Source organism: Variovorax sp. 10L421 (assembly GCF_056395365.1).
Genome location: NZ_JBFTJJ010000001.1, coordinates 550,893 through 569,322 on the forward strand (window position 1 = coordinate 550,893; position 18,430 = coordinate 569,322).

Sequence of the window (18,430 nt, forward strand, 5' to 3'; positions counted from 1 at the left end):
GACGCTCGGGCGCCGCACTCGGTCAAATCATAGGGGCGATGACTGCCCCCGCGATGCAAACCCACTAGGGGATTGCGCGTGTTTGCAACGCACGCGCAATGCGAGAGGACTTAAGGCTGGGCGGGTGCAGCGGCCAGCACGCGGCTCAACGCCACGGGATCGCCCACCACCGTCTTCACGAGGCCCTTCTCGTCGAACTGCACCTGGAACTCCGACCAGCTGTCGCGCCAGTAGCGCCACACCGGTGCGTCGAGGCTGGGGTTCTCGCTGGCAACCGGATAGCCGATGGCCATCAGCACCTGCTCGCGCGTCATGCCGGGCATCACCTTCACGGCGAGGATGGCGTTGCGCACGGCGGGCGGGAAGGCCGCCATCTTCTGCTTCGGGTCTTCGGTCACCACATAGCGCTGCGCGAACGCAGGCAACGGGATGTTGCGGCTGTAGTCGTTCTTGATGCGCTGCGGCTTGCCGGCCAGATCCAGGTTGAACCAGCGGAAGTCGTACGCGGTGATGCGCGCCGGCGTGCCCACCGCGACGATGCTCGTGCCCTGCTCGTCGTAGTTGATGTCGCTGATCGAGTCGCCGTAGGTGCGCATGTTGCAGCACAGGTAGCCGTTGATCATGGGGCCGGGGGGAGGAGAAGGCCGCTGGGCATGGGCGACGGTGACGGTCGCGGGCACGACGATGGCTGCCAGCAAGGCGGCAGCGGCAAGGCGCTTGAACATGGATTTCCCTCGAAGTTGTTGGAGTGGCTGCGCGGGGCAGCGCGCGGATTCTAGGATCGAACAGGCCCGAAGCGAAGGCAGAATGCCCGCATCCAGCTATCGAAAGCGTAGCAACAAGGTCCCGTTCAGGTTCCCGGTTCACAATGCGCACCCGGCCCCCTTTCGGTGGCCACCCATTCCCAGACAGCGCGAAAGAAAGAGCCAACCGATGGCGATCCAGTGGTTCCCCGGTCACATGTATGCGACCCAGAAGGCCATCACCGAGCGGGTGAAGGACATCGACGTGGTCATCGAACTGCTCGATGCGCGCCTGCCCGGTTCCAGCGCCAACCCGATGCTGGCCGAGCTCACGGCCGGGCGGCCCACGCTGAAGGTGCTCAACAAGCAGGACCTGGCCGACCCCGTGCGCACCGCACTCTGGCTGGCGCACTACAACGCGCTGCCTGCCACGCGCGCCATCGGGCTCGATGCGAGCCAGACCACGCCCGCGCAACAACTGGTGAAGGCCTGCCATGAGCTTTCACCGAACCGCGGCGGCATGGCCAAGCCGATGCGCGTGCTGATCTGCGGCATTCCCAACGTGGGCAAGTCCACCCTCATCAACACGCTCACCGGCGGACGCAAGGCCAAGACCGGCGACGAGGCCGGCATCACCAAGCTCGAACAGCGCATCACGCTGGCCGACGACTTCTATCTGTGGGACACGCCCGGCATGCTGTGGCCGCGCATCATCGTGCCCAAGAGCGGCTACAACCTAGCGGCCAGCGGCGCGGTGGGGCGCAACGCCTTCGACGAGGAAGAGGTGGCGCTGGAGCTGCTCAACTACCTCAAGACGCACTACGCCGCGGGCGTGGCCGCGCGCTTCAAGCTCGTGGAGCTCGACACCGAGACCATGGCCGGCATGAAGGACGAGGCGCTGCTCGACACCATCGGCCGCAAGCGCGGCGCGCTGCTGGGCAAGGGCCGCGTCAACCTTCAGAAGGCAGCGGAGATCGTGATGCACGAGTTTCGCGCGGGCAACCTGGGGCGCATCACGCTCGAAACGCCGGAAGAGTTCACGCTGTGGCTGGCCGATGGCCAGCGTGCCGATGCCGAGCGCGCGGCGAAGAAGGCCGCGCGCAAGCACAAGGGCAAGCCGAAGCCCGAGATCGCGCCCGAACAGGACGCCTGAGAGGCGCCCGACGCCCCGAGACTCGCCACTCCGGCGCGAAGAGCGCCGCTGTCGCCAATGCAATTGTTCACTGCCCCGCCCGTCACGCGCGTGACGGCGCCTGTCCTGCGTGGTTCGTAGAGTGGCCTGAACCGCTTCTCACACCCGCCCCCGCAAAGGACACGCCATGCTCGAAACCTTCAAGGCTCTCAACGAAACCGCATCCTTCAATCGCTGGGCCGGCATTGAGGCCACCCAGGCCGGCAACGGCGAGGCCGAGCTGCGCATGAAATGGCGCAAGGAAGACATGGGGCAGTACGCCGGCTTCCTCCACGCGGGGATGATCTCCGCACTGCTCGATACCGTGAGCGGCTACGCAGCCGCCTCGCTGGCCGGCCGCGTGATGACGTCGCACTTCTCGGTGAACTTCATGTCACCGGCCGTGGGTCAAGCCTTCGTGGCACGCGCGCGTGTGGCGAAGGCCGGGCGCAAGCAGGTGTTCGTTGCGTCCGAGCTTTATGCGCAACCCGAAGGCGGAGGCGACGATGCGCTCAAGCTCGTGGCGACGGGGAACGCCATCCTGGTTCCGGTGGAAGAGGCTGCGGCGAAGCCGGCTGCCTGAGCTTCAGCCCGAACAGCGGCCGAAGCCAGTTCACGCGGCGGATCAGACCGTCGGTCAGCGCCCAGCAGCCGAGCACCGTGAGCGCCACCAGCAGCGCGGGCTCCAGCACCGGGCCGAGCGCAAGCGGTGCCAGCGCGCTCGCGGCAGCGATGATCAGCGTCTGGTGCAGCACGTACCACGGGTACACCGACTCGTTGGCCCAGCGAAGCCAGGGCCATGGGCGGTTCAGGTGGCGGTGGGCATGGCCGAGGATGGCCGCGACGGCCAGCCACAGGTAGAGCATGCGCAGCGTGTCCATCGGCAGGCCGGACGCCGGGCCCTTCGCGCCGGCCCGCAGCGCGATGAAGGCGGCGATCACCGCGACCGCAAGCGTGAGCGACACCCGGCGCAGCCGCTCCAGTTCCCTCCACACGCCGGTGTCCACGCCCATCCAGTAGCCGTAGAGGAACATCGTGAAGTACAGGCTGTGCAGGTGAAAGTCGCGCACAAGGTTGTGCGTGGGGGGAAAGCGCGAGGCCAGCAGCGTGGTGAAGACGAGCAGCGGCACGGCAGGCAGCAACAGCAGTTTCCAGCCGCGCAGGCCGTTGAAGCCGCGTCGCAGCCACTGGCCGGCGGCGGAATTCCACAGCGGCAGTGTCAGCGCGACCAGCGCCGTGTAGGTGAACAGATAGGGCAGGTACCAGAGGTGGTTCCAGGTGATGCCGAACTCCGCGCCGTCGAAGGCCCGCTTCGGCCACGGTTCGGCCATCGACAGGTAGCGCAGCACGAAGGCACCGAAGCCCGGCGCGACCAGCCCGTTGGCCACCCCCTGCGCATAGGCCTGGTACGGCACGATCACCGCCATGCCGAAGGCCAGTGGCAGCATCAGCCGCAGCCCCCGGCTGCGCAGCAGGCCCCAGGTGCCCTGGCCCCGGCTCAGGAAGCCGAGCGACACGCCCGAGACCAGGAAGACGAGGTCCATGCGCCAGAGGTTCAGGACGCGCATCGGCCACTGCAGCCATTCGGCCGCGTGCGGGCTCTTCAGGTGCCAGGGCCAGTCGGCCACGTAGTACATGCCCACGTGATAGAGGATGACGAACAGGAAGGCCAGCGCGCGCAGGGCGTCGATGTCGTGGCGGCGATGGGCGGACGGGTCGGCGGCGGTGTTCATCGCAAGCTCCTCGATGCAAAGAAGCCGCGATGCTCGGGCCCGTGTTCCCCGCGCGGCGCATCCGGGGGACGGATGCCCCCCGCTTTGTGACGAGCGGTGGTCTCGAGGGACGAAATTCACCGCCCCCAAAGGCCCGTTTTCGGGAGAATCCCGCCCCATGGGAGACCCACGCAGGAACCTCTACGAGCGCTACGAGCCGATCCGCCGTCCCGTGGAGGTGGCCTTCTGGATCGTGTTGATGACGCTGCAGGCCGTGTTCAGCACGATGGTCGCGATCGTCGACATGCGCGCGCGCGCTGTGCCGCGCGCCAACTGGGAGGTCGCGACCTGGGAAGGATCGAGCCACCTGGTGCTGTTGCTGCTGATCCCGGCGCTGGTTGCCGTCGAGCGCCGGCTGTCGCCGCTGGTGCGCGGGCACTGGGTGCGCTTCCTGGCCTGGCATGCGGTGGCGAGCGTGGCGTTCAGCGTGGTCCACGTGGTGGGCATGTTCGGGTTGCGCGCAGTCGTCTACGCGTTGGCCGGCGAACGCTACGAATTCGGCGGCTGGATCGACCAATGGGGCTACGAGTACCTGAAGGACGTGCGTGTGTACGCAAGCATCGTCTTCGGCATCTGGGCTTACCGGCTGTTCATGCTGCGGCTGCAGGGCGAGGCGCGGGTGCTCGATGCGCCGGAGGCTCCGGCGGAACAGGAGGGCGCCGCACCCGCCGAGCCCGAAGCCTTGTCGCCGCCCGTGCGCCCCGAGCGTTTCCTGGTGCGCAAGCTGCGCCGCGAATTCCTCATCGCCGCCACCGACATCGACTGGCTCCAGGCCGAGGGCAACTACGTCGGCCTGCACGTCAACGGCCATGACTACCTGCTGCGCGCCACGCTGACCGACTTCCTGGCGCAGCTCGACCCCGTCCGCTTCGTTCGGGTGCACCGAAGCCATGCGGTGAACCTGGGCCGCATCAAGGAAATCGAGCCGCTGGACGGCGGCGATGCCCGGCTGCACATGCACGACGGCACCACCGTGCCCTGCAGCCGCCGCCACCGGGACGCGTTGCGCGCCGGCGCGGGCTGATCCGGTGCGTGGCGGGCTCGCGGAAGTCCGTTTTGGTTCATTGCGCACCATCGAAGAGCCTTCGGGCACCATTTTTGCTTCATCGATCGACCGCTCCAGGTCATTCAGGTGCGACGCACCAATTCGAATCAAAAATCAGCAAGAAGCTTCAATGGACGCACTCAAACAGGGCGCAGATGCGCTGTTCATCCTTCTCGGCGCCATCATGGTCCTGGCCATGCACGCCGGTTTTGCCTTTCTCGAACTGGGCACCGTACGCAAGAAGAACCAGGTCAATGCGCTGGTGAAGATCCTGGTCGACTTCTCGGTGTCGACCATCGTGTATTTCCTCGTGGGTTACGGCGTGGCCTACGGCACGCACTTCTTCGTCGGTGCCACCGAGCTGGCGGAAAAGAGCGGCTACGAGCTGGTGAAGTTCTTCTTCCTGCTCACCTTCGCGGCAGCCATCCCGGCCATCATCTCGGGCGGCATTGCCGAGCGCGCCAAGTTCTGGCCGCAGCTGATCGCGACTGCGGTGATCGTCGGCTTCGTCTACCCGCTGTACGAGGGCATCGCGTGGAACAAGCACTTCGGCATCCAGGGCTGGATCGCCTCGCTCACGGGCCACGAGTTCCATGACTTCGCGGGCTCGGTGGTGGTGCACGCGGTGGGCGGCTGGCTCGCGCTGCCGGCGGTGCTGCTGCTGGGCGCGCGGCGCAACCGCTACAGGGGCGACGGCTCGCTGAGCGCGCATCCGCCATCGAACATCCCGTTCCTCGCGCTCGGTGCGTGGGTGCTGTGCGTGGGCTGGTTCGGCTTCAACGTGATGAGCGCGCAGAGCATCGACAAGATCTCGGGCCTTGTGGCCGTCAACTCGCTGATGGCGATGGTCGGCGGCACGCTGGTCGCACTGGCCATGGGCAAAAACGACCCCGGCTTCGTCTACAACGGCCCGCTCGCCGGCCTGGTGGCCGTGTGCGCCGGCTCCGACCTGATGCATCCGCTGGGCGCGCTGGTGGTGGGCGGCGTGGCGGGCGCGATCTTCGTCTACATGTTCACGCTGGTGCAGAACAAATGGAAGATCGACGACGTGCTCGGCGTGTGGCCGCTGCACGGCCTGTGCGGCACCTGGGGCGGCATCGCGGCGGGCATCTTCGGCACGCAGGCGCTGGGAGGCATCGGCGGGGTGAACGTGTGGGCGCAGCTCATCGGCACCGTCATCGGCGTGGCCTGGGCCGCGCTGGCGGGTGCGGCGGTGTATGGCGCGCTCAAGGCTTCGGTGGGGCTGCGGCTGTCGCAGGAGGAGGAGTACGACGGCGCCGACCTGTCGATCCATCACATCTCGGCCACGCCGGAGCGCGAGGTCAACTGGTAATCGCCAGCCATCGCAGCAGGATGGGCCTGCTTGGGCTATTCTCGGCGCCCCTTACAACCGCCGAGGAGTAGAACCCATGACAAGAACACCCGCCCGCTGGCTGCGCCGCGGCATCGCCGCACTGGCCGGCAGCCTGTTGATGCTTTCGTTCGCGGCGCAGGCCGGCGCCCCGCAGGTCAAGACCCAGGCGCCCGGCTTCTACCGGATGATGCTCGGCGACTTCGAGGTGACTGCGCTGTTCGACGGCACTCTCGACCTCGAACCCAAGAAGCTGCTCACCAACACCACGCAGGCGCAGGTCGGCAAGCTGCTCGATCGCGGTTTCGAGAAGGATGCCGTGCCCACCTCGGTGAACGGCTACCTCATCAACACCGGCAGCAAGCTGGTGCTGGTCGACACCGGCGCCGGCGGCCTGTTCGGCCCTACCCTCGGCAGCCTGCAGGCCAACCTCAAGGCCGCGGGCTACCAGCCCGACCAGGTCGACGACGTGCTCATCACCCACATGCACGGCGACCACGTCGGCGGCCTCGTGCAGGACGGCAAGCTGGTGTTTCCCAACGCCACCATCCACGCCGGGCAGGAAGACGCCGACTTCTGGCTGAGCAAGGCCAACCTGGAGAAGGCCCCTGCCGAGATGAAGGACTTCTTCCGGAGCGCGATGGCGTCGCTGAACCCGTACGTGGAAGCCGGCAAGTTCAAGGGCATGAAGGGCGGCACCGACCTGCTGCCCGGCATCAGGGCCGTGCCCGCCCATGGCCACACGCCGGGCCACAACATCTACGTCGTCGAGTCCAAGGGCCAGAAGCTGGTGCTGTGGGGCGACCTGATGCACGTTGCCGCCGTGCAGTTCGCGCAGCCGCAGGTCACGATCTCGTTCGACGTCGACTCGAAGCCTGCCGCCGTGGAGCGCAAGAAGGCGTACGCCGACGCGGCCAAGGGGCGCTACCTCGTGGGCAGTGCCCACCTGCCGTTCCCGGGGCTGGGGCACCTGCGGGCCGAGGGCAAGGGCTACGTGTGGGTGCCGGTGGACTACCAGCAGGTGCGATAGCCGGCTGAATGGATGAAGCCCGAGCGGCGCGGGCCGGTGTTGCTGCGCCCTCGGCGCGAATGCGCGTCCTGTAGCAAACTGGCCGACCGCTTCGCCTTAACCATTCGCCCCATGACCCAATCTCCCCCCGCCCTCGAAGTCCTCCCCCGCGACCTTTCTGCGTACCGCAAGGGCAACGTCGGCATCGACTACGTGCACCGCTTCGAGTCCGGCAAGCCCGGCCCGCACGTGCTGATCAACGCGCTGACGCATGGCAACGAGATCTGCGGCATGACGGCGGCCACGCACCTGCTCGACAACAACGTGCGCCCGAAGATCGGCACGCTTACCGTGAGTTTTGCCAACGTGGCCGCGTACGAGTCCTTCAACGAGGCGCTCCCCTTCGACAGCCGCCAGCTCGTGCACAACCTCAACCGCATCTGGTCGCCCGAGTGGCTGGACGGCAGCGAAGACAGCCCCGAGCTGAGCCGTGCGCGCATCCTTCGCCCGGTGGTCGATGCGGCCGACCACATCCTCGACATCCACTCGACCAGCCAGCCCGTCGTGCCGTTCTGGGTCTACCCGGCGTTCGAGCGCAACGCCAAGGTCGCGCTGGCCATCGGCCGTCCCTCGGTGCACCTCGTGATGCCCGACGGCCTGGGCTCGGGCACCCCGCTGATCCAGTACGGCAGCCACGGCGGGCCGGACGGCAAGGGCGTGGCGATGGTGGTCGAGTGCGGCCAGCACTTTCTGCGTTCGGCATCGGAACTGGCGACGGCCGTCACGTACGACTTCCTCGCGTACTTCGGCCTCGTCGACAAGGACCTGGCCGCGCCTGCGCCCGAGCCGCAACGGCGCTTCCAGCTGCTGCAGACGCACGTCATCAGGTCGCCGGACTTCGCCTTCGTGCGGCCGTTGATCGGCTTCGAGACCTTCGCCAAGGGCGAACTGATCGCGACCAACGGCGACGAGGAAATTCGCGCGCTGTGCGACGACTGCACGATCTTCATGCCGGCGCAGCGCGTGATCGTCGGGCGCGAGGCGGTTTATCTGACCAAGCCGATCTGAGGCACTGAGGTTCAGGTCTCCAATAGCTTCGCGGCTTCACCGATCACTTCGAGGTTGCGCACCACGGCATCTTGCGTTTTCCGGTCATACCGGCACATCCTCGCGTAGTACTTGATCGCGAAACTTCGGAGGCAAACCGTTGGGCGTCAGCACGTCAACCTCCAAGCCAAGCAGGCTCTTCAGTTCGAACCTGATCGCTCCAACGTTCATGAGGGTGGTTTGCGCGGTGGGTTCGACCAGCAGATCGAGGTCGCTGTCAGGCCCGTCCTCGCCGCGCGATGCAGAGCCGAACACCCACACGCCATTGACGTGGTGACTCAGTGCAATCTCGCGAATGCCGGCGCGATGTTGGAGTGTGGTGCGGCTGCTCGCTCGATCTCAAACCGCAATGAACAACGCCGGGTCCACCATCGCCCGGTTCAGCATCACCGACCAGTGCAGATGCGGCCCCGTCACGCGACCAGTCGCTCCGACGGCGGCCAATGGTTCGCCGGTCTTCATCACGTCGCCGACCTTCACGTCGACGCGGCTCAGGTGGCAGTACATGGTCAGCAGGCCGCCGCCGTGGTCGAGCCAGACGGTGCCGCCGTTGAAGAAATAGTCTCCCGTGTCGATCACCTTGCCGGGCAGGGGCGCGAGCACCGGCGTGCCGGTGCCGGCCGCGATGTCCATGCCGCTGTGCGGATTGCGCGACTGGCCGTTGAACACGCGGCGCAGGCCGAAGGAACTGGAGCGGCGGCCGGGGACGGGCACGCGCATCTGCAGAACGGTGTCGGGGCGCATGTCGGTGAGGGTGGCCATCACGCCGGTGAGGTGGTCGCGTTCCTTGACGTAGCGCGCCTCGTCCTCGGGCGACAGGTCGACGGTGCGCGGGGCCACGGTGAGGCGCTGTTCGCGGTATTGCTTCGGGGCCACGGTGTAGGCGATCTGGCGCTCGGGCTTGCCTTCGGCGCGCACGGTGATGCTCGCCTCGCCGGGTTCGGTCGCGAGGGGGATGCCGACGATCGCAGTCCATTCGATGGTGTCGCCCACCACGAGCAGGGGGATGTCGCCCGCGAAGGCCTGCGGCCGCTTGGCCGACGGGCCCAGCGACAGGCGGCCGATGCCACCGGGCACCTGCGAGGCGCGCGGCCATACGCCGGGTGCTGCGGCTGGCTGCTTCTTTGCCGCCGACTTGGTCGCGGCGTCGGCGTGCATCGTGGCGATGAGGCCGATGGTGCCGAGCACGGCGCTGCGGCGGTTGAGGGCGGTAGGGGCGGGGAAGGAAGAGGGCGTTTGCTTCATGTGAAGAGAAGGTGGGGAATGCGTTGGATGGAGGGCGCTATCCGCTCCAGGTTCCGGGCGCGAGGCCTTCGAGCGTGTGGGGCCCGATGGCAGCGCGGATCAGCCGCAGCGTCGGCAGCCCCACGGCCGCCGTCATGCGCCGCACCTGGCGGTTGCGGCCCTCGCGGATCGCCAGTTCGATCCACGCGGTGGGAATGCTCTTGCGCTCGCGGATGGGCGGTTGCCGCTCCCACACCTCGGGCGGCGGATCGAGCAGCCGGGCACGCGCGGGGCGCGTGGGGCCGTCGTTGAGCTGCACGCCCGAGCGCAGGGCGGTGAGCGCCGCTTCGGTCGGCTCGCCTTCCACCTGCACCCAGTAGATCTTCTCCATCTTGAAGCGCGGATCGGCGATGTGTGCCTGGAGCTTGCCGTCGTCGGTGAGCAGCAGCAGGCCCTCGCTGTCGGCATCGAGCCGGCCGGCGACGTAGACGCCGGGGATGTCGATGAAGTCTTTCAGGCCGCGCCAGCGGCCCTCGGGCGTGAACTGGCTGAGGACGCCGTAAGGTTTGTTGAAGCGGATCAGGCGGGAAGAGCTCGGAAAAGTCATGAGCGCACAGGATAGCCCGGGTCTGTCCTGCAGCATTCGGGCCGCCTTGGAGATTCCAATCGGCTTATCACACAGGAGAACCCGGCATGACGATGCGAAGCCACATCCATCTCGCGTGCGTGGCGGCGGCAGGCCTTTCGATGGCCACCTGCAGCAGCTCATCCTTGCGCGTCGGCGGCGCGCCCGAGGCGAGCGTCAAGAACTGCGTCGCTGCGGCCGCGCGCGAACTGCGTGTGCCCCCGGGCAGCATCGTGGTGGACAGCGGCACGACGCCGCGCGACGGCGTCTACACGATCAACCTGAAGGTCGGGCCGCAGGGACGGTCCGCCGTTTGCACCACCGACGAGAACAGTGCGGTGCTGGGCGTGGTCTACAAGCGGCCCGAATAGCGGCGCAGGGCTTACTTGCCCCAGCTGTCCCGCATCCCCGCCGCGCGGTTGAACACGGGCTTGCCGTCCGCGCTGGCCTTCGCGTCGAGCACGAAGTACCCATGCCGCTCGAACTGAATGCCGACACCCGCTTCGGCCTTGGCCAGCGAAGGCTCGACGAACGCCGAGCACACCTCCAGGCTCGCCTTGTTCAGTTCCTCCAGCAGTTCGCCGCTGCCCGGATGGGCCGCGGCAAACAGCCGCTCGTACAGCCGCACCTCGGCCTGCACCGCATCCGCGGCCGCCACCCAGGTGATGTTGCCCTTTACCTTGATCGCATCCGCGCCGGGCGTACCGCTCTTGGTGTCCGGAACCAGCGTGGCCTGCACTTCGACGAGCTTGCCGCTCGCATCCTTGGTGCCGCCGGTGCATTCGATGACGTGGCCGTACTTGAGCCGCACCTTGTTGCCCGGGAACAGGCGGAAGAAGCCCTTGGGTTGCACTTCTTCGTAGTCGGTGCGTTCGATCCATACCTCGCGGCCGAGCTTGAACTCGCGATGGCCCATTTCCGGGTGATGGGGGTGAACCGGCGCCGAGCAGTCGTCGAGCGTGCCGTCGCCGCCCATCAGTTCGCCCCAGTTGGTGATGACGAGCTTGACCGGGTCGAGCACGGCCATCGCGCGCGGGGCGATCGGGTCCAAGGTGTCGCGCAGCGCGGCCTCGAGGCTGGCGTAATCGATCCAGCCGCCCGACTTGGTCGTGCCGCTGCGTTCGCAGAACAGCCGCAGCGCCTCGGGCGTGTAGCCGCGGCGGCGCAGGCCGGCGATGGTGGGCATGCGCGGATCGTCCCAGCCGTCGACGTATTTCTCTTCGACCAGCTGGCGCAGCTTGCGCTTGCTGGTGAGCACGTGGGTCACGTTGAGGCGGGCGAATTCATACTGGCGCGGGTGCGGGCTGGCGACGAGGCCGCCTTCGGCGAGGCGATCGAGCAGCCAGTCGTAGAAGGGACGCTGGTCTTCGAACTCCAGCGTGCAGATGCTGTGGGTGATCTGTTCCAGCGCGTCCTCGATGGGGTGCGCGTAGGTGTACATCGGATAGATGCACCACTTGTCGCCGGTGTTGTGGTGGGTGGCCCGGCGCACGCGGTACAGCGCGGGGTCGCGCATGTTGATGTTGGTGCTGGCCATGTCGATCTTCGCGCGCAGGATGGCGGCGCCATCGGCGACCTGGCCGTCGCGCATGGCGCGAAAGCGCGCGAGGTTTTCCTCGGGCGTGCGGGTGCGGAAGGGGCTGTCGGTGCCGGGCGTGTTGAAGTCGCCGCGGTTCGCGCGCACCTCTTCGGCGGTCTGTTCGTCGACGTAGGCGAGGCCGGCGCCGATCAGGTATTCGGCCGCCTCGTACATGAAGTCGAAGTAGTTGCTCGCGAAGTACTCGTGCGGCTGCAGCGTGCCGGGGGCGCTGGGGCGGTCGGCCAGGTAGGTTTCGTAGCCGAGCCAGTTCACCGCGTCGCGGATCGAGTCGACGTATTCCTGGTCTTCTTTCTCGGGGTTGGTGTCGTCGAAGCGCAGGTGGCTCACGCCGCCGTATTCCTTGGCCAGCTCGAAGTTGAGCCAGATGCTCTTGGCATGGCCGATGTGCAGGTAGCCGTTGGGCTCGGGCGGAAAGCGCATGCGCACCCTGGCCGGGTCGGCCATGCCCTGGGCGTGGTGGGTGGCGTTGCCGGGCGATCCGCCCCATTTGCGGCCAGAATAAGCACCCTGTGCGAGATCGTTCTCGATCACGTGGCGCAGGAAATTGCTTGGTGCAGCGGTCGTTTTGGCGCCGTTTTTGTCGGTCGGGGAGGTCATTGCCTCATTCTAGAGGGCACCCCTTATAGGTTACCTTTGGCAACGTTCTTCACAATGCCCGGTGCACCCCCTTTGCATTTGCCGCGTTCAATACATCCATGGGCGGTTCAGATCCGAACGCAGCCCACCGAAACAAGGAGTCCAGGATCATGAGCCTCACACGTTCAACTTTCTTCAAATGGGCCACCGCAGGCGTGGTGGCAGCCGGTGCATTGTTTGCAGCCACTTCAGCCAGTGCCCGTAGCGACGTGAGCTGGTCGGTCGGTGTCGGCCTTCCCGGCGTGGCAGTGGGCGTGGGCGCTCCGGCCTACTACCCGGCGCCGGTCTATGCGCCGCCGGCACCCGTGTACTACGCACCCCCGGCCCCGGTCTACTACAACCCGCCGCCCGTGTACTACCGTCCGGCCCCTGTCTACTACGGCCCGCCGGCCTACTACGGCCCGCGCTACTACGGTCGAGGCTACTACCGCGGCCATGGCCACTGGCGCTAAATTGCAACGCCATTCGTGACTGAATGAAAAAGCCGGCCCCCGAAGGGCCGGCTTTTTCTTTGGGCGCGCCAGCCGATTTCACATGGCGCGAAAAAGATGGGCGTACAGGCGGCTGACCGGGATCTTCTCGGCCCTGCCGCGCAGCATCAGGTGCAGCTTGCCGGCCTCGTCGCGGTGCACCGATTCGATGGCCGAACTGCGCACCACCACCGCCCTATGCACCTGCCAGAAAGTGTCGGCGTCGAGCTGGGTCAGCAATTGCTTGAGCGGCGTGCGGATCAGATATTCGTGCGAGGCGGTCAGCACGCGCAGGTATTTGTCGGCGGCTTCGAAGTACAGCACTTCGTCGATGGGCACCATGCGCACGGTGCTGCCACCGGCGTCGCTGGCGGCGATCATGCGCAGCGGGGCGGTGGCTGCTGCTGCCGCGCCGGCTCCAGCGGCCGTCAGCACCTGGCGCCACTGGGCGAGCGTTCGTTCGAGCGCTTCGTCGGCCACGGCGGATGTGGGCGCAGGTTGCCGTGCGGACAGTGCCTGCTGCAGCCGGCCCACGGTCTTGCGCAGGCGCCCGGGCTGCACGGGCTTGAGCACGTAGTCGAGGGCCTGGGCCTCGAAGGCGCGGGTGGCGTATTCGTCGTAGGCCGTCACGAACACCAGCTGGGGCATCGGCGCCTCGTCGATGGGCCAGCTGTCGGCCAGTTCGGCGGCGGCGCCCAGGCCGTCGAGGCCGGGCATGCGGATGTCGAAGAACAGCACCTGCGGCAGCAGGCGCAGCGCCTCGCGCACGGCGCTGCGGCCGTCGCCTGCCGTGGCGACGATCTGCAGTTCGGGCCATGCGGCGGCCAGCTCGGCCTTGAGGGCCTGAGCGAGCAGGGGTTCGTCTTCGGCAATGAGGGCGGTCGGGGTCATCTGGTTGTTGTTGTGGGGTGAGGTTGTTCAGACGGGCGTGGGGAAGCTCAGCGTGGCGCAGGTGCCGCCGGCGGGCGAGGGCGAGAGGCTCATGCGGCCCTGGGCGCCGTATACCGTGGCCAGCCGCTCGCGCACCTGCTCGAGCCCGAAGCCGCTGCCTTCAGAAGGCGGTGCGGCATCGAGGCCCACGCCGGTGTCGCTCACCTCGACCACCAGCAGGCCGGCCTGCCTGCGGGCGCGCACGACGATCTCGCCGCCTTCCACCTTCGGCTCCAGTCCGTGGCGGATGCTGTTTTCCACCAGCGGCTGCAGCAGCAGCGGCGGCACCGGCGCATCGCGCAGATCCTGCGGCAGGTCGAGCCTGTAGTGCAGCCGGTCGCCCATGCGGACCGACATCAGTTCCAGGTAGTCGCCCAGCCGCTCGAACTCGGCCGACAACGGATGCGACAGCGCGCGCGAGCCGCTCAAGGTCATGCGCAGGTAGCTGTTGAGCCGGTCGAGCATGGCCACGGCGCGCGGCGGGTCGACGGTGATCAGCACGCGCAGATTGGCCAGCGTGTTGAACAGCATGTGCGGCTCGAGCTGCGTCTCGAGCAGCTTGAGCCGTGCCTCCGTGGCATTGCGCTGTGCCAGCTCGATCTGGCCTTGCATGTGCTTGCTTCTGCCGAGGCTGTAGAAGAAGAAGCACATGCCGACCGTCGCGATGATGGTGATCGTGGCGGCAGTGGCCAGCTTGTGGCCCTTGAGTTCGAGGAAGTCGAATCGGGGTGCGCCGAACCAGGCGTCACCGATGAGGTTGCCGACGAAGAAGCCGACGACCATGCCCATCGCGATCAGGAGAAAACCCGCCGGCCATCCTGGCCAGAGGGTTTCGCGGTGTCCGCTGATCAGCAGCCGGCCGAAGTCGATGAACAGCCAGCTCACGGTGCCGATCGCCAGCGAATAGACCAGGTGGCCGGCCCAGTTGCCACCGCCGGTGAGGGTCATCGCGGTGGCGATGAGGCAGCAGAAGACGGCGGTGATCAGGCCATGCCGCAGCATGCTCCTCAGGTTCTCGGGCGTGAACCTGTTGTTTGCAGCAGGCAGGCCTGGATTCACCCGCGGTCCCCGGCACCCAGTGCGCGGCGTTCGCGCTCCACGAGCCTGTCGTAGAAGCCGCCGCCGGCCACGAACCAGACCACGGCGCCATGGATCAGCAGGCCCAGGCCCCAGCCCATGAGCGGGTACATCGCCCAGTTGCGGCCATGGGCAGCCGAGAGCGCGACGAGGCCGAGGTTGACCAGCACGTAGACAAAAGCGTGGATGTACCAGCCCATCTTGGCGCCGGCGCGGCGGCGGGCGAGGCGCTCGACGTCGGAGCGGGTGGGATTCGATGCAATGTGGTTCATGACAACTCCTTGTATTGGACAGGAATGAAATCTGAGGCGGCCAGCGATGGCGGCGATGTCGCCTGCAAGGCCGCGCGCTCCCGCAGCTCCTCGGTCGTCTCGCCCGGCCCGTCGGGCTTCCAGCCCGGCGGCTTCACGAGGTAGCCGACGAAGGCGCGCACCGAGCGGGCCGAGGCCAGGTCGCGGAACAGCGCGCGCCAGTGCATGAACTCGATCTCGAAAAGGTTGTACGAGGTGACCGGGTTCACCAGCCCGTAGCGGCAGGGGATGTCGGCGCGCTCGGGAATGTAGGTGCCGAACAGGCGGTCGAACACGATCAGCACGCCGCCGTAGTTGCCGTCCAGGTATTCCAGGTTGGAGGCGTGGTGCACGCGGTGGGCCGAGGGGGTGTTCAGCACCCATTCGAGCGGCCCGAGGCGCGGGATCCAGGTCGCGTGGATCCAGAACTGGTACAGCAGGTTCAGCGTGAGCATCAGCAGGATCACCCGCGGCGGCATGCCCAGCAGCGGCGCCAGCATGAAGAACGCCAGTGTGCCGGTGAGGCGGCCGGTCCAGCCGAAGCGGTAGGCGGCCGACAGGTTCAGCTGGTTCGGCGAATGGTGGATGGCGTGGGTGCACCAGAACCAGCGCACCCGGTGCGCCGCGCGGTGGTACCAGTAGTAGCAGAACTCCTGGCCGATGAAGCAGGCGGCCCAGCCGGTCCAGTGGTCCATCGGCAGGGTGAAGAGGCGGTGGGCGTAGAACCAGTCCATCGCGCCGCTCCAGAAGGCCAGCGGCAGCAGCCAGCGCATTGGGTATTCGCGCACCAGGAAGTCGACCACCGAGATGCCGGACGCCTTCCAGTCGTAGCTGCGCCAGCCGTTGCGCCAGGACAGCACGAGCGCCTCGGCGATGGAGGCGGCGAGCACCACCGTGACGGAGATCTTGAGGATCAGCAGGAGTACGTTCATGGCGGTGCTTTCCTGGGGGGCTGCGGCTCGGGATCTTAGGCGGCGCCGACCGTGGCTGTCATGGCGTCAGTACGGATGGCCAGCTTCCACAGGCGCACCGCACGGGCCGCGAAGACACCGCTGAAGGCACCGTACAGCACCGGGATTACGAGGCCGAAGGCTGCCTGCTGGCGCAGTTCGGGGTGCATGGCCAGCGCTGCGCCCACCAGGTACTTGGTCAGGAAGATGCCCATCATGAGCATCAGCGGCACCGGGCTGCCGGCCACGTGGAAGCGGCGCGCTGCCGCGTCGTAGCGGGTGGTGGCGGGCAGCTGGCGCTGCAGCACCAGCGCCATCATCGCCACCGCCGCGGCGGCCCAGCCGAGCAGGGCGCCGAAGGAATCGCCGAAGACGGAAACCACGCCATAGACCGACAGCGCGCCCATCGCCACGGGCATCAGCGTGACGCGCGTCAGGCTCACGTTGTTGGCGAGCAGCTGCCTGGCGCCGAGCCACAGCAGCAGGAAGAACACGGCGAAGACCCACTTGGGCGTGTGAAGGATGATTTGCATCAGCATGGTTGCGCTCCGTTGAAAGTGGAAGGTCGAATCGATGCAGCGGACTGTGCCGACGCTCGCCCATTCCTGCCACGGGCGTGCGACGAAATGCATGCGGGCGGCGCGAACTGCGGCCCGAAGGCGTGAATTGCGCTTGATCGCGGATGTCGGCGGGCAGCTTTACCGTCGCTTTACGGCATAGCAAACAGCCGGACTACCATTCCGCGCTGTACTACGCTGGTCCGCACTCCTGCCCTGCATTTCCTGCACGCACCGTCCATGGAACAAGAAAAACCACCCGAGCCCCTGCCTCCCACCGTCTCGCCCACACATCCGACGGTGCGCAGGCGCCGCTGGGTCGGCGGGCTGCTGACGTTGCTGCTGCTCGTGGCACTGGGCGGGGGCGCCTGGTATCTGATCCAGCGGTCGAAGACGCCCGTTCCCGGTCCCGGTGGCGGCCCCGGTGCCGGCCGGCAGGGCGGGCCCGGTGGTCCGGGCGGCCCGGGTGGCCCGGGTGGGCGCGGCGGCGGTGGCGGGGCCTCCAGCACGGTGGGCGTCGCCACGGCCAGGCAGGCCGACATCCCCGTGCAACTCGAAGCGCTGGGCACCGTCACGCCGCTGGCCAACGTGATCGTCCAGCCGCAGGTGTCGGGCGTGCTCACGGCCGTGCTCTTCCAGGAAGGGCAGATGGTCAAGAAGGGCGACGTGCTCGCCACCATCGATCCGCAGCCGTTCCAGAACGCGCTGGCGCAGGCCTCCGGGGCGCGCCAGCGCGACGAGGCGCAGCTGGCGGCGGCGCGCGTCACGCTGCAGCGCTACCAGACTCTGCTGGGGCAGGACTCCATCGCCCGGCAGGACGTGGACACGCAGGCCGCGCTGGTCAAGCAGCTCGAAGGCACTGTGGCCATCGACCGCGCCAACGAGAACACGGCCAAGCTCAACCTTGCCTGGAGCCGCATCACCGCGCCGGCGAGCGGGCGCATCGGCCTGCGGCCGGTGGACGCGGGCAACTACATCTCGACCGGCAGTACCAACGGCGTGGCGACCATCACGCAGATCGCACCCATCGACGTCGAGTTCGCCATTCCGCAAGACCGCGTGCCCGAAGTGCAGGAGCGCCTCGCGCAGGGCGCCAAGCTCGACGCCACCGCCTTCGACCGCACGCGCACGCGCCGGCTCGCGAACGGTACCTTCGCCACCCTCGACAACCTGGTCGACACCGCGACCGGCACCGTCAAGGCCAAGGCCCGTTTCTCCAATGCCGACGATGCGCTGTTCCCGAACCAGTTCGTCAACCTGCGGCTGCTGCTGCGCACCGTGAGCAGCGCGGTGGTGGTGCCGGTCACGGCGCTGCGCCACGGCCCCAACGGCGACTATGTGTATGTGCTGAACGACGACAGCACGGTGTCGCAGCGGCCGGTGACGCGCGGTGAATCGAGCGTGGACAACGTGGCGGTCATGTCGGGCCTGAAGGCCGGCGAACAGGTCGTGACCGAAGGCGGCGACCGGCTGAAGGATGGCGCGCGGGTGCAGACCCAGGCCGAGCGCCCGGCCGGCGCGGCATCGGCGCCCGCGGGCGGCACGGCTCGTGGCGGGCGCCGCCAGGGTGGTGCCGGCGGCGGCGGCGCGGCGATGCCGAAGGGTGCCGCATCGGGCCCGGCCGCAGCGGTTCCTGCTACCCCTGCGGCCCCCGCCGCCCCCGCGGCGGAATCCGCGCCTCCCGCCAAGCTCCCGACCGCCGAGCAGCGCCAGCGCATGCTCGATTCGGTCAAGGACAACCCGGAACAGTTGGAGCGCCGCAAGCGCTTCCTCGAGGCGCTGGACCGCGGCGACCCGGCGGCGCTGGAGCGCTGGCAGCGCATGTCCGAAGGCCGCGGCGAGGGCGGACAGGGCAGGCGCGGCCCATGACAGG

Annotated in this window: 20 protein-coding genes; 9 read left to right on the plus strand and 11 right to left on the minus strand. The window is 67.7% G+C overall.

Annotated elements, in window-relative coordinates; all coding sequences use genetic code 11:
- Positions 1–110: 110 nt before the first annotated feature.
- Entirely contained in the window at positions 111–725 is a 615-nt protein-coding gene (locus AC1DFC_RS02725) for a SmpA / OmlA family (protein WP_007833854.1), read from the minus strand.
- A gap of 208 nt (positions 726–933) precedes the next feature.
- Here AC1DFC_RS02725 and ylqF point away from each other — a divergent pair, with 208 nt between their 5' ends.
- Entirely contained in the window at positions 934–1,896 is a 963-nt protein-coding gene (gene ylqF / locus AC1DFC_RS02730; protein WP_413335129.1) for a ribosome biogenesis GTPase YlqF, read from the plus strand.
- A 166-nt stretch (positions 1,897–2,062) separates the two neighbouring features.
- Positions 2,063–2,497 carry a PaaI family thioesterase gene (locus tag AC1DFC_RS02735; protein WP_007833850.1) on the plus strand — a complete coding sequence of 145 codons (435 nt, stop codon included), beginning with the start codon at positions 2,063–2,065 and terminating at the stop codon, positions 2,495–2,497.
- Here AC1DFC_RS02735 and AC1DFC_RS02740 read toward each other — a convergent pair.
- The gene (locus tag AC1DFC_RS02740; RefSeq protein ID WP_007833849.1) at positions 2,427–3,647 is read right to left on the minus strand and encodes an acyltransferase family protein; all 1,221 of its coding nucleotides are present in this window, start codon (positions 3,645–3,647) and stop codon (positions 2,427–2,429) included. The two genes, AC1DFC_RS02735 and AC1DFC_RS02740, sit on opposite strands and share 71 nt — an antisense overlap.
- 157 nt (positions 3,648–3,804) lie before the next feature.
- Here AC1DFC_RS02740 and AC1DFC_RS02745 point away from each other — a divergent pair, with 157 nt between their 5' ends.
- From AC1DFC_RS02745 to AC1DFC_RS02760, 4 genes are all read left to right on the plus strand, one after another.
- On the plus strand, positions 3,805–4,710 hold the full coding sequence (locus AC1DFC_RS02745; protein WP_413335125.1) for a LytTR family DNA-binding domain-containing protein: 906 nt from the start codon (positions 3,805–3,807) through the stop codon (positions 4,708–4,710).
- A gap of 151 nt (positions 4,711–4,861) precedes the next feature.
- Complete coding sequence (locus AC1DFC_RS02750) at positions 4,862–6,064, plus strand: ammonium transporter (protein WP_007833846.1); 1,203 nt, start codon at positions 4,862–4,864, stop codon at positions 6,062–6,064.
- 76 nt (positions 6,065–6,140) lie between these two features.
- Positions 6,141–7,112: an MBL fold metallo-hydrolase gene (locus tag AC1DFC_RS02755; protein ID WP_478178634.1), complete on the plus strand. Its 972-nt coding sequence runs from the start codon at positions 6,141–6,143 to the stop codon at positions 7,110–7,112.
- Between the two features lie 111 nt (positions 7,113–7,223).
- Positions 7,224–8,159 carry a M14 family metallopeptidase gene (locus tag AC1DFC_RS02760; RefSeq protein ID WP_413314148.1) on the plus strand — a complete coding sequence of 312 codons (936 nt, stop codon included), beginning with the start codon at positions 7,224–7,226 and terminating at the stop codon, positions 8,157–8,159.
- A gap of 84 nt (positions 8,160–8,243) precedes the next feature.
- Here the strand turns inward: AC1DFC_RS02760 and AC1DFC_RS02765 are convergent, their stop codons facing one another.
- From AC1DFC_RS02765 to AC1DFC_RS02775, 3 genes are read right to left on the minus strand one after another with little or no spacing between them, the layout of a single operon-like run.
- Positions 8,244–8,495 (minus strand): nucleotidyltransferase family protein, encoded by a 252-nt coding sequence (locus tag AC1DFC_RS02765; protein ID WP_478178691.1) that lies wholly within the window; start codon positions 8,493–8,495, stop codon positions 8,244–8,246.
- Between the two features lie 42 nt (positions 8,496–8,537).
- Positions 8,538–9,443 (minus strand): peptidoglycan DD-metalloendopeptidase family protein, encoded by a 906-nt coding sequence (locus AC1DFC_RS02770; RefSeq protein ID WP_413335119.1) that lies wholly within the window; start codon positions 9,441–9,443, stop codon positions 8,538–8,540.
- A gap of 37 nt (positions 9,444–9,480) precedes the next feature.
- Positions 9,481–10,029 (minus strand): pseudouridine synthase, encoded by a 549-nt coding sequence (locus AC1DFC_RS02775; protein ID WP_157632203.1) that lies wholly within the window; start codon positions 10,027–10,029, stop codon positions 9,481–9,483.
- Positions 10,030–10,115: 86 nt separating this feature from the next.
- Here AC1DFC_RS02775 and AC1DFC_RS02780 point away from each other — a divergent pair, with 86 nt between their 5' ends.
- Positions 10,116–10,418, plus strand: a complete 303-nt coding sequence (locus AC1DFC_RS02780; protein WP_478178635.1) for a hypothetical protein — start codon at positions 10,116–10,118, stop codon at positions 10,416–10,418.
- 11 nt (positions 10,419–10,429) lie between these two features.
- Here the strand turns inward: AC1DFC_RS02780 and AC1DFC_RS02785 are convergent, their stop codons facing one another.
- A complete protein-coding gene (locus AC1DFC_RS02785) occupies positions 10,430–12,244 on the minus strand; it encodes a glutamine--tRNA ligase/YqeY domain fusion protein (RefSeq protein ID WP_007833826.1) in 1,815 nt (604 codons plus the stop codon).
- A gap of 149 nt (positions 12,245–12,393) precedes the next feature.
- Between AC1DFC_RS02785 and AC1DFC_RS02790 the strand changes: the two genes are divergently transcribed.
- Positions 12,394–12,735, plus strand: a complete 342-nt coding sequence (locus AC1DFC_RS02790) for a hypothetical protein (RefSeq protein ID WP_007833825.1) — start codon at positions 12,394–12,396, stop codon at positions 12,733–12,735.
- Between the two features lie 78 nt (positions 12,736–12,813).
- On the opposite strand, the gene AC1DFC_RS02795 is transcribed toward AC1DFC_RS02790, so the two are convergent.
- Genes AC1DFC_RS02795 through AC1DFC_RS02815 form a run of 5 tightly spaced genes read right to left on the minus strand, consistent with a single transcriptional unit; the run spans position 12,814 to position 16,539 of the window.
- Entirely contained in the window at positions 12,814–13,644 is an 831-nt protein-coding gene (locus tag AC1DFC_RS02795; RefSeq protein WP_413335116.1) for a LytR/AlgR family response regulator transcription factor, read from the minus strand.
- 27 nt (positions 13,645–13,671) lie between these two features.
- Positions 13,672–14,685, minus strand: coding sequence for a sensor histidine kinase (locus AC1DFC_RS02800; protein WP_007833821.1), 1,014 nt, complete (start codon positions 14,683–14,685; stop codon positions 13,672–13,674).
- A 53-nt stretch (positions 14,686–14,738) separates the two neighbouring features.
- Positions 14,739–15,032, minus strand: a complete 294-nt coding sequence (locus AC1DFC_RS02805) for a 2TM domain-containing protein (RefSeq protein ID WP_007833819.1) — start codon at positions 15,030–15,032, stop codon at positions 14,739–14,741.
- On the minus strand, positions 15,029–15,982 hold the full coding sequence (locus AC1DFC_RS02810) for a sterol desaturase family protein (RefSeq protein ID WP_007833817.1): 954 nt from the start codon (positions 15,980–15,982) through the stop codon (positions 15,029–15,031). The genes AC1DFC_RS02805 and AC1DFC_RS02810 overlap by 4 nt, the downstream gene beginning before the upstream one ends.
- Before the next feature lie 35 nt (positions 15,983–16,017).
- Positions 16,018–16,539 (minus strand): DUF6622 family protein, encoded by a 522-nt coding sequence (locus AC1DFC_RS02815; protein WP_413335114.1) that lies wholly within the window; start codon positions 16,537–16,539, stop codon positions 16,018–16,020.
- Positions 16,540–16,797: 258 nt separating this feature from the next.
- On the opposite strand from AC1DFC_RS02815, the gene AC1DFC_RS02820 reads away from it, so the two are divergent.
- Positions 16,798–18,426 (plus strand): efflux RND transporter periplasmic adaptor subunit, encoded by a 1,629-nt coding sequence (locus AC1DFC_RS02820; RefSeq protein WP_478178636.1) that lies wholly within the window; start codon positions 16,798–16,800, stop codon positions 18,424–18,426.
- The last annotated feature ends 4 nt before the right edge of the window (positions 18,427–18,430 follow it).

Coding starts and splice junctions, on each gene's coding strand:
- AC1DFC_RS02725 (WP_007833854.1), bottom strand. CDS start 725: ATGTTCAAGCGCCTTGCCGCTGCCGCCTTGCTGGCAGCCATCGTCGTG.
- ylqF (WP_413335129.1), top strand. CDS start 934: ATGGCGATCCAGTGGTTCCCCGGTCACATGTATGCGACCCAGAAGGCC.
- AC1DFC_RS02735 (WP_007833850.1), top strand. CDS start 2,063: ATGCTCGAAACCTTCAAGGCTCTCAACGAAACCGCATCCTTCAATCGC.
- AC1DFC_RS02740 (WP_007833849.1), bottom strand. CDS start 3,647: ATGAACACCGCCGCCGACCCGTCCGCCCATCGCCGCCACGACATCGAC.
- AC1DFC_RS02745 (WP_413335125.1), top strand. CDS start 3,805: ATGGGAGACCCACGCAGGAACCTCTACGAGCGCTACGAGCCGATCCGC.
- AC1DFC_RS02750 (WP_007833846.1), top strand. CDS start 4,862: ATGGACGCACTCAAACAGGGCGCAGATGCGCTGTTCATCCTTCTCGGC.
- AC1DFC_RS02755 (WP_478178634.1), top strand. CDS start 6,141: ATGACAAGAACACCCGCCCGCTGGCTGCGCCGCGGCATCGCCGCACTG.
- AC1DFC_RS02760 (WP_413314148.1), top strand. CDS start 7,224: ATGACCCAATCTCCCCCCGCCCTCGAAGTCCTCCCCCGCGACCTTTCT.
- AC1DFC_RS02770 (WP_413335119.1), bottom strand. CDS start 9,443: ATGAAGCAAACGCCCTCTTCCTTCCCCGCCCCTACCGCCCTCAACCGC.
- AC1DFC_RS02775 (WP_157632203.1), bottom strand. CDS start 10,029: ATGACTTTTCCGAGCTCTTCCCGCCTGATCCGCTTCAACAAACCTTAC.
- AC1DFC_RS02780 (WP_478178635.1), top strand. CDS start 10,116: ATGACGATGCGAAGCCACATCCATCTCGCGTGCGTGGCGGCGGCAGGC.
- AC1DFC_RS02785 (WP_007833826.1), bottom strand. CDS start 12,244: ATGACCTCCCCGACCGACAAAAACGGCGCCAAAACGACCGCTGCACCA.
- AC1DFC_RS02790 (WP_007833825.1), top strand. CDS start 12,394: ATGAGCCTCACACGTTCAACTTTCTTCAAATGGGCCACCGCAGGCGTG.
- AC1DFC_RS02795 (WP_413335116.1), bottom strand. CDS start 13,644: ATGACCCCGACCGCCCTCATTGCCGAAGACGAACCCCTGCTCGCTCAG.
- AC1DFC_RS02800 (WP_007833821.1), bottom strand. CDS start 14,685: ATGCTGCGGCATGGCCTGATCACCGCCGTCTTCTGCTGCCTCATCGCC.
- AC1DFC_RS02805 (WP_007833819.1), bottom strand. CDS start 15,032: ATGAACCACATTGCATCGAATCCCACCCGCTCCGACGTCGAGCGCCTC.
- AC1DFC_RS02810 (WP_007833817.1), bottom strand. CDS start 15,982: ATGAACGTACTCCTGCTGATCCTCAAGATCTCCGTCACGGTGGTGCTC.
- AC1DFC_RS02815 (WP_413335114.1), bottom strand. CDS start 16,539: ATGCTGATGCAAATCATCCTTCACACGCCCAAGTGGGTCTTCGCCGTG.
- AC1DFC_RS02820 (WP_478178636.1), top strand. CDS start 16,798: ATGGAACAAGAAAAACCACCCGAGCCCCTGCCTCCCACCGTCTCGCCC.